The organism is Acinetobacter sp. 1125_18A (assembly GCF_052824985.1).
Map to the genome: position 1 here is coordinate 74,710 of NZ_VTDG01000007.1, position 14,437 is coordinate 89,146.

12 protein-coding genes are annotated in these 14,437 nt (G+C 36.6%); 4 read left to right on the forward strand and 8 right to left on the reverse strand.

The window, feature by feature from the left end:
* Window positions 1-6: 6 nt before the first annotated feature.
* Window positions 7-504, reverse strand: coding sequence for a chorismate--pyruvate lyase family protein (locus FY049_RS13590; RefSeq protein WP_446083851.1), 498 nt, complete (start codon window positions 502-504; stop codon window positions 7-9).
* Between the two features lie 264 nt (window positions 505-768).
* On the opposite strand from FY049_RS13590, the gene FY049_RS13595 reads away from it, so the two are divergent.
* Window positions 769-2,310, forward strand: a complete 1,542-nt coding sequence (locus tag FY049_RS13595; protein WP_262781626.1) for a DUF4139 domain-containing protein — start codon at window positions 769-771, stop codon at window positions 2,308-2,310.
* Window positions 2,311-2,393: 83 nt separating this feature from the next.
* On the opposite strand, the gene rnk is transcribed toward FY049_RS13595, so the two are convergent.
* From rnk to FY049_RS13625, 6 genes are all read right to left on the reverse strand, one after another.
* Window positions 2,394-2,801, reverse strand: coding sequence for a nucleoside diphosphate kinase regulator (rnk, locus tag FY049_RS13600; protein WP_056516068.1), 408 nt, complete (start codon window positions 2,799-2,801; stop codon window positions 2,394-2,396).
* Between the two features lie 265 nt (window positions 2,802-3,066).
* Window positions 3,067-4,320, reverse strand: coding sequence for a serine hydroxymethyltransferase (gene glyA, locus FY049_RS13605; protein ID WP_446083852.1), 1,254 nt, complete (start codon window positions 4,318-4,320; stop codon window positions 3,067-3,069).
* 159 nt (window positions 4,321-4,479) lie between these two features.
* Window positions 4,480-5,706: an alpha/beta hydrolase family protein gene (locus FY049_RS13610; protein ID WP_056516073.1), complete on the reverse strand. Its 1,227-nt coding sequence runs from the start codon at window positions 5,704-5,706 to the stop codon at window positions 4,480-4,482.
* A 522-nt stretch (window positions 5,707-6,228) separates the two neighbouring features.
* Complete coding sequence (locus FY049_RS13615) at window positions 6,229-7,512, reverse strand: alpha/beta hydrolase (protein WP_446083853.1); 1,284 nt, start codon at window positions 7,510-7,512, stop codon at window positions 6,229-6,231.
* A 669-nt stretch (window positions 7,513-8,181) separates the two neighbouring features.
* Entirely contained in the window at window positions 8,182-9,432 is a 1,251-nt protein-coding gene (locus tag FY049_RS13620; protein WP_446083854.1) for a lipase family protein, read from the reverse strand.
* A gap of 682 nt (window positions 9,433-10,114) precedes the next feature.
* Complete coding sequence (locus FY049_RS13625; protein WP_446083855.1) at window positions 10,115-11,383, reverse strand: alpha/beta hydrolase family protein; 1,269 nt, start codon at window positions 11,381-11,383, stop codon at window positions 10,115-10,117.
* A gap of 538 nt (window positions 11,384-11,921) precedes the next feature.
* On the opposite strand from FY049_RS13625, the gene FY049_RS13630 reads away from it, so the two are divergent.
* The 3 genes from FY049_RS13630 to FY049_RS13640 all read left to right on the forward strand — a co-directional run bounded on the left by FY049_RS13630 (window position 11,922) and on the right by FY049_RS13640 (window position 14,045).
* Window positions 11,922-12,623 carry a 3'-5' exonuclease gene (locus FY049_RS13630; protein WP_446083856.1) on the forward strand — a complete coding sequence of 234 codons (702 nt, stop codon included), beginning with the start codon at window positions 11,922-11,924 and terminating at the stop codon, window positions 12,621-12,623.
* 85 nt (window positions 12,624-12,708) lie between these two features.
* Window positions 12,709-13,404: a hypothetical protein gene (locus FY049_RS13635; protein WP_056516087.1), complete on the forward strand. Its 696-nt coding sequence runs from the start codon at window positions 12,709-12,711 to the stop codon at window positions 13,402-13,404.
* A 350-nt stretch (window positions 13,405-13,754) separates the two neighbouring features.
* Window positions 13,755-14,045: a hypothetical protein gene (locus tag FY049_RS13640; RefSeq protein ID WP_004721964.1), complete on the forward strand. Its 291-nt coding sequence runs from the start codon at window positions 13,755-13,757 to the stop codon at window positions 14,043-14,045.
* Window positions 14,046-14,127: 82 nt separating this feature from the next.
* Here FY049_RS13640 and FY049_RS13645 read toward each other — a convergent pair whose 3' ends face one another.
* Window positions 14,128-14,355 carry a hypothetical protein gene (locus FY049_RS13645; RefSeq protein WP_004721965.1) on the reverse strand — a complete coding sequence of 76 codons (228 nt, stop codon included), beginning with the start codon at window positions 14,353-14,355 and terminating at the stop codon, window positions 14,128-14,130.
* Window positions 14,356-14,437: the final 82 nt, after the last annotated feature.

A 14,437-nucleotide genomic window follows, 5' to 3' on the forward strand; every position in this document is an offset into this window, starting at 1 on the left:
AATACTCTATTTTGAAATATGCTGTTGTTGCAAAAATTGCTCAAAGGCAGGTAAAAAAGTTTCTTGAACAATAAATTTACAACCATGCCAAGTATAACAACTTTGACGTGTCCAACCTTCTGCTAATTTTAAAACACGCCGTTCACACAATGGATTGGTGCGTTGAAATAAGAATTTTCCGATCGGCTTGGTTCGAATATGCTTAAACAAACGTGCTTTGCCATGGATACTGAGAATGGGAAAAATACTTTTTGCTTTTACCCATGGCTGTGCATCGCAACCAAATAAGTAACTTTCACGTACCCATGAGGTATGTTGCTGTGGCATCTGCATCCATTGACTATCCAGCACACTCATTCTTTGATAATGCTCTTGAATCGGTTGAACTTTAAAAACACCACCCGCGACATAAGTCAACTGCTGAGTCAGTGAACCTTGTGCATACAACCATGTTTTTAATTCAGGAGGAAACTTCTTATCCCGTATTGTGCATGATTGTTTCAATGTTCAGCCCTTCAAATTTAGGATGACTTAGTGTAACTGAAATTTTTTGTTTTGTTTAAATTGATCGTCTAAATCCTAAAATTGAATGACAAATCCATCAAAATAAAAACAGGGAAACGCGAGATTCAAGTGAAAATTAAAATATCTTTATTTCATCAACTTCACACCAACTGGTTTTCTCTTTTAATCACTATTTTGATTTGTATCACTTTCTGCTACATTTTAAATATTAAACTGATCTCAGGTATTTTAGGGCCTCGCATAATGAATATAAAAACAGCACTACAACTCAGCATTTTATGCATTCCTTCAACATATAGCTTTGCACTCAACTTGTCCAACTCACCGATTCAACAAGTCACGCTATATCCTACACTGGCAAAAATTGAACGAACCATTCCTGTACAAGCTGGGGAACAACTCGTTACCCTGAATGGGCTTGCGGCAAACTTCAATATCGATCAACTGCAATATCAGAGTAGTAATATTGAAGTCAATGCGGTTTCTCATACAGATAGCGCACTGGATAAACCCGCTGGAAATGAGTCGTCTCAATTACGCAATAATATAGAGGATATTAAAAAGAAAATTTCTGAGCAAAACTCAATTATTCAAGCGGCTGAATTACAAAATAAGTTTTTAGAAAATGTCATTAAAGGCTCTGCGCCAAAAGTACGCAAACAAGCCTATGAGGCCTTTATTGCCATTGATCAAGCCAAAGCAGAAAAAGAAAAGTTACAACAACGTTTACAAGAACTTGAACAAGACTTAAATGCCATTGGCGACAGCGAGTTTAACCAACGCACACTGAAGTTTTATGTCAATGCCCCACAACGTGGTGAAATTAAAATTAGCTATATGGTGCCTTATGCACGTTGGCAACCGATATATAAAGCCGAATTAAACACCCAAACCAAGCAAATTAAACTCACCCGTATGGCAATGATTGCACAAAAAACTGGGGAAGACTGGAACAATGTTAAATTGGCATTGTCCACAGCAACACCGCAAAACTACGTTCAACAAGTGCAGCCACAACAATGGTGGGTCAACTATTATGAACCAGAACCTGTACGACCAATTTATCCAGTTGCACCTGCACCTATGGCCTTAGCTGAAATGAGTTATGATGAAAAGTCGACAGCTAGGGCCAAAAAAGTTCCCCCGCAATTTCCACAATTTCAAGCGGCTGATTTAAATTTTAGTACTGAATTCCGTTCAGAAACCAAAGCATCCATTCCCAGCAGCCAACAGCAAATCTTTTTACCTTTAAGTACAGAACAATATGCCGCAAAACTTTCAGTTTGGGCTATTCCTAAGCAAAGCACTCAAGCGACAATTAACGCTGAAATTTCAAAGCTTGATCAAAATTGGCCTTCTGGGACAGTAAAACTATATCGTGATGGCGACTATATTGGACAAAGAGCTTGGAGCAATAGCGCAGATGAAGCACTTCAAATGAGCTTTGGTACAGATGATCAAATTCAAGTTAAAGTGACTGATTTAACCGACAAGAAAAATCCAGTCAAAGGTACTCAATCGGAAACCATCCGAAAACAGCAATATTCAGTGCAAAACTTACATAGCTACCCAATTCAAGTCACTATTTTTGAACCTGAACCACAAAGCCAGAACGGTAAACTCAGCACACAATCTAGCTATAATATCCCACCGACTGCAACACAATGGAATGGGCAACCCAATATCAACCAATGGCAAATTGATTTAAATCCGAAACAGATTTATAAATTAGATATTCAACATCAATTTAAATATCCAAGCAAAGGAAGAACTTCGGGTTTTTAACTTTAATCTTTTAGGCAAAATTTAGCCCAGTGATCACTGGGCTTTTATTTTAGTCTCATAGATATCGTTACATTTGATACTTATTAGAGATAATCGCCTGCTCTTTCAGGCTGATACAATATTTTTTCAATTTTAACTTTCATCAAGTGACCATCAGGTTGCGGCCATTCAATTTCCTGCCCTTCAGCCAAACCAAGAATTGCAGTACCGACCGGTGCAACCACATTGACCTGCCCTGTCTCACCACGAAAATCATGCGGATAGACTAAAGTAATTTCGGTTGCTTCCGTCGAGGGCGCAATAGTGATTAACACTTTTGCATTCATGGTCACCACATTGGGCGGCATATCTTGAGGCGCAACCACATCTGCTCGTGCCAATTCCTCTTCTAAATGCTGCATTGTCACAGTCAACTTCGACTGATGTTCCAGCATCGTTTCTAAGCGATGTAAATCTTGTTCTGAAATAATAATATTTGGTTTACTAGCCATGTGCCTAATTCCTTCGATCTTTCACATCATTTGGGTATAGCAGCGATGTTTATAATGGGTCTGTTTACATTTCATAAATGAATTAAGCCACAAGCCGTAAATTACAGCATACAACCTGTATGTCGGAAACGTGAAACGAAGTATCAATAAACTCCCATAATCTACTTCTTTTATAACAGATATTTTCTGCAATGTTTAAGCTTTTCAACTTATTCAACAACCATAAAAAAAGCCCCCTTGAGAGGAGGCCTTCTCAAGTTAATGCTTATTTAGCATAAACGGGGAATTTTGCACAAACCGTTTCAACTTTTGCTTTCACAGCATTGATAACAGCTTCATCACCTTTTGCATCTAGGATATCCGCAATCCAACCAGCCAAGTCGCGAACTTCAGCTTCACCAAAACCACGTGTTGTTACTGCTGGCGTACCGATACGGATACCTGAAGTAACAAATGGAGAACGTGGATCATTTGGTACCGCATTTTTGTTTACCGTAATATGAGCAGCGCCTAACCAAGCATCAGCATCTTTACCTGTCACATCTTGCTTAATTAAAGACAACAAGAATAAATGGTTTTCTGTACCACCAGATACAACATCATAACCACGTGAAATCAATACTTCAGCCATCGCTTTAGCATTTATCACCACTTGTTTTTGGTATTCTTTGTATTCAGGCATCATTGCTTCTTTAAAGCAAATTGCTTTTGCTGCTATAGCATGAACCAATGGACCACCTTGGTTACCTGGGAATACAGCAGATTGAAGTTTTTTCTCAATTTCTTCGTTTGCTTTTGCAAGGATTAAACCAGAACGAGGGCCACGCAAAGTTTTATGCGTAGTTGTCGTTGTTACATCAGCAATTTGAACTGGGCTTGGGTATACACCTGCGGCAACTAGACCAGCAACGTGAGCCATATCTACAAATAAATATGCACCAACTTTATCCGCAATTTCGCGGAAACGTTGCCAATCTACAATTTGGCTATATGCAGAGAAACCCGCAACAATCATACGTGGTTTATGCTCTACAGCTAAACGCTCAACTTCTTCGTAATCAATTTCACCAGTTTCTACATTTAAACCATATTGAACAGCATTATATGATTTACCAGAGAAGTTGACTTTAGCACCGTGAGTCAAATGACCACCATGTGCCAAGCTCATACCTAAAACAGTATCGCCTGGGTTGAGTAAAGCAAGATAAACTGCTGAGTTTGCTTGAGAACCTGCGTGTGGCTGAACATTTGCATAGTCAGCACCAAATAATGCTTTAGCACGATCGATCGCCAATTGTTCGATCACATCAACATATTCACAACCGCCATAATAGCGCTTGCCAGGGTAACCTTCCGCATATTTGTTAGTGAGTTTTGACCCTTGTGCTTCCATAACAGCTGGTGAGCAATAGTTTTCAGATGCGATTAACTCAATATGAGCTTCTTGACGGGCATCTTCTTGAGTGATTGCTTGAGCAATTTCTGGATCAAATTCAGAAATAGAGATATTGGCGAACATTAGCGAGGTCCTATGAATTAGGGCTTTTAAGCCGTGCTAAGATTGCGCGTATTGTAGCATGAAGTTTGTAATTAAACAGAATGAAGTTTGCTCCGTTTTAAATAAAATGGCTCATGTTGAAAACATAAGCCATTTGCTAAAACCTACAATTTAAAATAGTTATTGTGCTGCAAACATTCCTTTGACATCAGCCACAATATTGTCAATATTTAAGGCATAAGCCGTACTATGATCCCAAGCAGGATTGGTAATGTAATTCACCTGCGTCGTCAGTGCTTTAGCTGTACCATATAAAGTATCTGTTGCCACTTTCGGTACAGTTGTATCTGCTCCACCCTGATAGATAATCACAGGCGTTTTGATTTGAACTTGCAACGGTTGAGAATCTTTCTCTAAGAAAGTTTTAACGACTGGCAAAGACATAAAGGTATCGGTTGTTCTTGGATAGTTTTTCAATGATCCATTGACTGCCGCATACTGCCCCATTGCTACGCCAAACTGTTGACCAAGGGTATCGTAACAAACAGATTCAGCATTTTTTGCAATTGCATCTGTTGGTACTTTAAACACTTGACTGTAATCTAAAGTAGGATTTGAATTACGTAAACCCGCTGCAATCAACGCAGTAAATGTATCCAATGATGCATAGACTGGAATTTGTTGAGCTGGTGTCCCATCTATAACTGATAGTTGACCCGCATTTAAAATTAAACTCAATTGTGAAGCAGGTGCGACAGCAACTGTACCTTTATAATCTAAATTTGCACGATCAGCATATTGTGCAGCACCTAAAGCTGCTTGCCCGCCTTGAGAGTGTCCAACAGTCACCCATTTTTTCGACACTTTATTGCCTAACCAATTACGTGTTGCAACCACCGCATCTGTAATCGAATAGCCTTCACTTTTTACATTTAAGAATGGATGTAATTCAGTGCCACTCGGTTCGCCTAAACCTTCATAATCTGGTGCAACAACCACATAGCCTTCTGCAAGGAATTTAGAAATCATGCCTTTAATATAAACATTCGTCGCATTACGGCTTGGTGCACATTGATCTGCGACACCTGTTGTACCATGTGCCCAAACGACGATAGGCCAACCCGAAGCTGGTGGTGCAGTTTTAGGAGTAAACACCAATGAAGTCGCTTGAACTTCAGTCCCTTTAACCCCTTTCATCTTATAAGTCATCACCACACTATCCGCAGCCACAGCAGAAAAATCTGTCTTGGTATATGCTGTAGGCGTGCCAACAACTGGATTTGCAATCTTATTTACATCAGTATTGGAAGGTGACTCATATGAATTTCCCCCACTACCACCGTTATTACATGCAGATAAAACTAAACCTGAACTGAGAATTAAAATTGATAATACATTTTTTTTCATGTGACTTATTCCTTAAAGCACAATTTTTTCAAAGTTATATATACGGCTTAACGCGTATAATTATTTCATAAATACGTCAAAAAAATCTGTTAAGCAAGTTTTTTACTCATTATTTTTAAATATTATTTGATGCTAAAAAATGTTAACTTTATCTTAAAATTCCAATCAAAGAAATGTCAGTTTCTTACCCATTGATGTCAATATTGAAAATTATGATTATTTTAAATATGAATATATTTAACTTAAAATCAAAACCATATAATAGAAAACTTTGATCTCCCCCTTAATTATTTTTAATTTCCACATTGTTCTCATCTGATTACTTACCACAACAATAACAGCCTATCTTTGTAGTAAGACACCGAAGAATAACAGAAAATATAAATAATGAGAGCAAAAATATTTTTCCAAATGATCAATTTTTTCAAGCTAAAATGTAGCGCGAAGCTATATAAAAGAATACCCCTATTAGCAAGAATAAGGGTATTTTGCATTATGATTAAAATACTGGACACTCAAAAATTAATTGGCAAGTAGCGTCTTTATATCTTCTAATAGCTTTCCATTGTCAACATTAACCGTATATATACTAAAGTGATCCCAAGTCGGATCCGTTCTGTAATCAATTTTGGTGGTTAAAGCCCGTGCTTGCGCCACCAAGGCATCTGTTGCCTGTGGTAACACGATAGTATCGCCCCCTCCTTGATAAATAATAATCGGGGTTTTAATCACTGTTTGTAATGGTTGCGAATCCTTTTCCAAAAATTGTTTTACAATTGGATCATTTTTAAAACCTTCCTTTTTACGCGAAGAAAAACCTTTTAGACTATTTCCATTTGCAAGCGCATATTGTGATACAGGCCCCCCCATAAATGCAAAACCCAACTCAAAAAGACATTTCGATTCTGCTTGCTCAGCAGCAAATTTATCAGTCGGTGACTTAAATATTTTACTGTATACAGGTTCAGTTGGATAAACACTTTTCATCCCCGCAGCCATATAAAACGTAAGAGTATCTAGGATGGAATATCCGAGTGCTTGAGTGAATGACAAATCCTCCATTTCCGCTATAGCCATTTCCGACAAAGTTTCAATCAACCCCAAATTATTTGCAGGTGCGATTGCTACGGCCCCCTTATAATCCATATTGGCACGCGTTGCATACTGAGCCGCACCTAATGCTGCATGACCACCTTGTGAGTGCCCTACAATCGCCCATTTATTCGAGACCTTATTACCTAACCAGCTTTTGGTTGCCACCACCGCATCTGTAATTGAATAGGCTTCACTTTTTACATGCAAAAATGGATGCATTTCATTACCACCAGGCTCACCTAACCCTTCATAATCTGGTGCAACCACCACATAGCCTTCTTTGACAAAACTATCGATCATGTTATAGGTCGACCTATTTTCACCTAAAAGCGAAGTGGTAATTAATTTCTGTCTACTCGGTGCACAAGCATCAGCAACACCCGCAGCACCATGTGCCCAAACCACAATCGGCCAACCGCCAGTAGGCGATGCAGTTTTGGGGGTAAATACCAATGCGGTTGCCTGAGTTTCTTGCCCTGTGATGCCTTTCATTTTATAGGTCATCACCACACTCTCAGCTGCATTTGGTGGATTATCTTGCGGAGTCTGATATGGCTTTGGCGTATTTACCACTGGGTTTTGAATATTGTTTACATCTGCATTTACATTTGGACTTGTGGTTGAATTATTGCTCTTATTATCACTACCACCACAGGCAGTTAAGAATAGAGAGGATCCAGCCAACATAACCGAGAGTAAATTTAATTTCATTTGATTCATCCTTGCCTATAATATTTTTTATTACATCAGTGTCAGCACATTCAATTTGCTAACCCTAATCAACGAGTCGCCAGCCAGATGCATAACAAATGTTTATTTTATTAGTTACATCACATTGTGCATTTTTAAGCTAAGCTTCATTATATTTATACTGGAAATATAAATTTGCAAGTGAAATTTAACATTTAAATTATCTGAATTATTTTTTACCTATTCGCTTAAAAATATTTAATTCACAGAAATATTGCATTATTTTATATAAGCTTATATTTACCTTAAAACCATTTTAAAATGTTATTAAATTCACACAATCTGCAAATATCGTGAATTCAAGTTGTTATAGAAATATATTTTTTCTCGCTTTAGTTTAAATAAATTCTTCTCAATATTTAGTTTTATTGTTTAATTTTCAACTAATTTTAAATACTTAATATTTAGACTTTTTAGTCAACACATATTAAAAAACTACGCCGATGATGATTAAATTAAAAGCTAATGCTGATTACGATGGGAATAATCAATGACCAGATCACAACAAAGTTTCTAAAGTCATCTTTTTCTAAGATTGAAACATGATTCAAAGCGACATAAAAAATACCCCTATTTTTGATAACAGGGGTACTTTTACATTATAAGGATTAAAACGTGAAACACTTAAAATTAATTAGCAAGCAAGGTCTTAATATCCTCTAGCAGTTGTCCATTATCGACATTCGCTGTGAATGAACCAGTATGACTCCAACTCGAATTGGTTCGATAATCAATTTTGGTGGTTAAAGCACGTGCCTGTGCCACCAAAGCATCCGTTGCCTGTGGTAATACAACAGTGTCGCTACCTCCCTGATAAATAATAATCGGGGTTTTAATCACAGTTTGCAGCGGCTGTGAATCTTTATCTAAAAATTGTCTTACGATTGGATTATTCTTGTAGCCTTCATTTTTACGCGGATAATCTTTAAGACTCCCATTCTTAATATTATAAAGAGTCATCGGTAGTGCAAAAGCAGCCCCCATTCCTGCAATACATTCTTTTTCTGCTTTCTCAGCAATTTTATCAGTTGGTGTTTTAAATATAATACTGTATGCGGCTTCAGTTGGATTTACTGCCTTTATCCCAGCTGCCATATAAGCTGTTAAAGTATCTAGTGCAGCATAACCGCCTATTTGAATTACCCCATCCTGATTTGCTAAAGCCATTTCTGACAAGTTTTCAATCAATTCCAAATTATTTGCGGGTGCCATTGCAACTGCACCCTTATAGTCCATATTGGCACGGGCTGCATATTGTGCGGCACCTAATGCTGCATGACCACCTTGCGAGAGCCCAGCAACAGCCCATTTGTTGGATGCTTTATTACCTAACCAACTTTTGGTTGCAACTACAGCATCCGTAATTGAATAAGCTTCACTTTTTAAATTTAAAAATGCATGGATTTCCTTCTCGCTAGGCTCACCCAACCCTTCATAATCAGGTGCAACCACCACATAACCTTCTTTAACAAAGTTATCGACCATTTTTTGGGTATGCACATCTATTCCAGCCACAAATAATTTATTTTGACTTGGTGCACACTTGTCAGCAACACCTGTCGTTCCATGTGCCCAAGCCACAATCGGCCAACCTCCAGAAGGTGGAGCTGTTTTGGGGGTAAACACCAATGCTGTTGCCTGAGTTTCTTGCCCAGTGATGCCTTTCATTTTATAGGTCATCACCACACTCTCATCCGCATTTGGCGGAAGAACATCATTTTTAATATTATAGGGTACTGGTGTGTTCACCACTGGATTTTCAATCTTGTTCACATCTACATCTGAACTTGTCGATGAATGATCACTATTGTCATCACCACCACAGGCTGTTAGAAATAGCGTAGATCCAGTCAATAACACTGAAAGTAATTTTAATTTCATATAATTCTTCCTTTTTATCATTTTTTCTATCACTTCAGCAGGGTCAACCAATCGTTTGCCTACGCTGATCCAATAGATCACTCATCTTAGTTTAATGTTTGTGTTGTTATTACTTCATAATACCTTGCAATATTTAAGCTAGGCTTTATTACAATTATGACATAAATATAAATTTAGCAAGTGAAATTTAATCATTAAAATATATTAGATTATCTCATTAATTTAAATTTCTATTAATTAACTAAATGAATTTAAATTGATTTTCCATTCACCAAATTACGCACACTGCTTACTAACGCTCTATATTTAATATATTCTTGGTGTTTTTAACTATAAATAAATACTTATCAATAATCATTTATATTATTTATATTTCAATTAATTTTTAAGAATAAATATGTAAATTTTTCAAACAATTCATATTAAAGAAACTGATTCTAAGTGTGATTTGACCCAAAGCCAGTGGTATCTTGACTGAGTATCGCCCAATCAATGAGCACTCTTTTGATAGAAGCATTAAACGAGATTAATCACATGAATAACAAAGAGGTTGGTCAAAAAATAATTTCCTAGTAGGCTTTTTAAAGATTAAAGCCCCATCTTGATAATATAAAAATACCCTTATTCTCCGTATAAGGGTATTTTTATATTATGGGGGATTAAAACACCAAGCACTGAAAAATTAATTGGCAAGCAGCATTTTAATATCTTTTAACAACTGACCATTTTCAACATTAACTGAGTATACGCTAGAGTGATCCCAATCTGGATTCGTTCTATAATCAATTTTGGTGGTTAAAGCCCGTGCTTGCGCCACCAAGGCATCGGTTGCTTGTGGTAATACGACAGTATCCTTACCTCCTTGATAAATAATAATCGGGGTTTTAATCATAGTTTGAAGCGGTTGTGAATCTTTATCTAGAAATTGCCTGACGATTGGATCATTCTTATAACCTTCATTTTTACGTGGATAATCTTTGATACTCCATTCATTTTTTTCTGAATAATCTTCCATTGCCACTAAAAAAGTCCCCCCTAATTCTATAAGACATAGCAATTCTGCTTGCTCAGCAATTTTATCTGTTGGCGACTTAAATATTTTACTGTATACAGGCTCGGTCGGATAAACACTTTTCATACCCGCTGCCATGAAGGCTGTTAAAGTATCTAACATAATATAGCCAAATGCTGGTGCACTATTATTCGCCAAAGCCATCTCCGACAAGGTTTCTATCATTTCCAGATTATTTGCAGGTGCAGCTGCGACTAGCCCCTTATAATCCATATTGGCACGCGCTGCATACTGTGCCGCACCTAATGCCGCATGACCACCTTGCGAATGCCCCAAAATAGCCCATTTATTGGAAACTTTATTGCCTAGCCAACTTTTGGTTGCCACCACAGCATCCGTAATCGAATAAGCTTCGCTTTTTAAATGCAAAAATGGATGTATCTCATTACTACTAGGCTCACCTAAACCTTCATAATCTGGGGCAACCACCACATAACCTTCTTTAACAAAGCTATCGATCATATTATAGGTAGACCAATCTTTTGCACCTAAAAGCGAAGCCGTAATTAAGCGATTTTTACTTGGTGCACACTCGTCGGCAACCCCTGTAGTTCCATGCGCCCAAACCACAATTGGCCAACCGCCAGCTGGCGGTGCAGTTTTCGGGGTAAATACCAATGTTGTTGCTTGAGTTTCTTTCCCCTTGATACCTTGCATTTTATAAGTCATTACCACACTTTCTGCTGCATTTGGTGGAAGTATAAAGTCCTTAACGTCAATGAAATACGGTTTTGGTGTATTCACCACTGGATTTTGAATCTTGTTGACATCCACATTTGAACTTATGGTTGAATTATCCCCCTTGTCATCACTACCTCCACAGGCAGTTAGAAACAGACCAGATCCAACTAACATGATTGAGAGTAAATTTAATTTCATATCGTTCATCCTTGTTTATCATTTTTCACTTGAGTGTTAACAAATCATTTGTCGACACCAACCCCTTAATCATTAATCTTTTGCTTCATGACATTTTTGTAATTACGTCACACCGTGCAATATTTAAGCTAGGCTTTACTATGATTAAGCTATAAATACAAATTTAGCAAGTTACATTTAACCTTTAAATGCTTTTATTTAATTTAATCATTTAAATATTTAATATACAATTAATTGAAAATAAAGTATTTTCCAATTTGTTTACTCCAAGTATATTGTGAAATATCACTTATACAGAACAGCTTAAATTGTGAAAAATTTCTTATCAATCTTTAGCCTTTTGTTTAAATTCAAACTGGCCTAAAAACATTCATTTTAAATTTTTAGATAATTCACATTTAAAAAACAAATTCTGAGTGTGATTTAATCAAAAGACAGCACTTATCTTGATTTTAGATGACTTTAATTTGTATTTAGTGGCTAAAAAAGCTAGTTTAATAAGGCGCTCCTTCTTATCTATTTGTTGAGGAACAAAGCTATGCAAGCAATCATTTTAGATACTGAAACTCACACACTCAATGGATTGCCCATTGAAATTGCTTATGCACCGATTCAAATTCAAGAAGGGAAATTAAGCTTAGATCGTGAACAAATGTTCGATCAACTTTATAGTATCGGAAATGAAAAAATTTCTTTCGGCTCAATGGCGGTTCACCACATTCTAGAATCGGATCTTGCGGGGCAACCTAATTTTTCCAGCTTTGAACTTCCTCAGCAAACCCTTTACATCATTGGACACAATATTGATTATGATATTCGCGCAATCCAACAATGTGGTGTAGAGACATCTCACATCAAAGCCATTTGTACGCTGGCACTTGCTCGGCTTGTTTGGCCCGATGCTGAAGCACATAATATATCAGCACTAATCTATATGATCAGTAAAGGCAGTGAGAAAGCACGTGAAATGTTAAAAGGTGCACATCGTGCGGATGCCGATATTATTTTAACGGCAAATATTCTCATGCATATTATTTATCAGTTGAAAATTCAAACCATTGAAGAATTATATGAGGTCTCAGAAGATGCGCGTATCCCACGCAGTATCAACTTTGGTAAGCATCGTGGTACAGCGATTTCAGAATTACCCAAAGACTATGTGCAATGGCTGCTTCGTCAAGATGAGCTTGATCCTTATTTACGCAAAGCTTTAGAGAATGCAAATATCGTCACACTTTAAGCTGGTGATTTGTAACAATAAAGTCATATTAGTGTAATTTTCATTCTTTACTCTAGGGTCAATTTATTGGGGAATAATTTGACTCATGGATCATTATTTTAAAACTGATTTGGGAATTCAGGCATTAAAACAGCGCTCATTTCAACTCACTGCTCGCCAAAGACAGTTACTGCTTCTTATTGGTACAGATGATTTTAAAATTTTGAATAGTGCACTGAAGCAACGACTTGCAACACCAGAACTTATTCAACAATTAGAAGAGCTTGGTCTAATTTTTCAGAATCAAGTAAATGGTGCGCCTCAAATTAAGTCAAAAATAACATCAGAATCATCTAAGTTTGAACAATCAAATCAACTCCCTCCTTCAAATCTTACAAGTGAAATTGGCTTTAAACCGTCGCCTAAAGTAGTTAAAAATCCAACAATTATTAGCGATACACAGCTCAGTCAAAATACAAAATCAGCAGATCCAAACCCCATCCAGCAAAGCGTTAGCACTGTCACATCTACACACGTAGCGCATGCCGAAATTACGCCTGAACTAAATTATATAAATTTTGATGACATCAAACAAAAAATGTCTACCCTGCTACAGACGCATTGCGGCTTGATGACCAAACAATTGGTCATGCAAATACAGCAAGCAAAATCAATTCGAGATATTAAATTTTGCCAAATGCAATGGATTACCGCACTTCAAGAAAGTCGAATCTCTCCCCAAGAATTAAACCAAACCATGCAACAAATCAATTATTCACTCCAACATTTACAATCATCTTAAATCGATCCTAAATATTTATTTCAATGCGCTTAGAATGACAAATGAAGTGCTTTAAAGTCATTCTAAGTCTTTTTATTTAAGGGTATTTTTGATTTATTCTCGAATATCAAAACTTTAAAGCCCAATAAGCTACCGCCAATAAATCAAAGTTTTATGTATATTAAAGATGATTTAAAAGCACAATATTATCCCAACTTTGCAATTTTAAATGAGAGAAATACAGATCAATTTTTAAACCCTCTTAAGCTTATTCCCAGACATTCATATCTCTTTACAAAATCACATTGTCTGTTTTACAAGCATTATGTAGAATCATGAGCAAGCCAATGATTTAAAACAATTAGACAATTATGACTCAATACCTTACAAAATCGACCAACCAAACAGCTTTAGAACTTTCAAATTTTTACCCAACGTTTGAACAATGTTTAAATGCTGTATCCAATATTAAATATCAAAAAGATTTACGTATCAAAAGCGATCCTATTTCATCTCAACATATTTTGGTTGAAAGCTATTCTCGAGGAACACTTCAAGATAAGTTTAAAATTGAAAAAAATGCAATTGAGCATGCAAACAAAAACCGTTTGGCCTTATATCATCTTGTTGCTGTCACACTCGATCATTTTAAAGCTGCTTAATATTCACACAACCTTTTAAACTGATTAAAAATAAAACGTGTTGGGCTTTTCACCCAACACGTTTTTTAATTGATGATAACAATTAGCTGACTTGTTCAATTACACGATAAATACTGTCACTTTCTTTGCTTTCAAAAAGCAACTCTATACTTGGTAAGATCTTCTCGCCATCAACAACGATATGATCAATTTTTTGGAACAATGATAAATTATCTGTGTCTTCATGCTCTTGCAGCTTATTTAACCAAGCCATCGCATTCAGCTCATTACTATATTGATCCTTGACCCTTACTGTAATCATTTCAGTCATTTTTCTGTCCTCTTTTTTATATACTGTTTTCTTATAGCATGCGCCAAACTAAAAATTAGCTTAAAGTTGTTAGATTTTATGG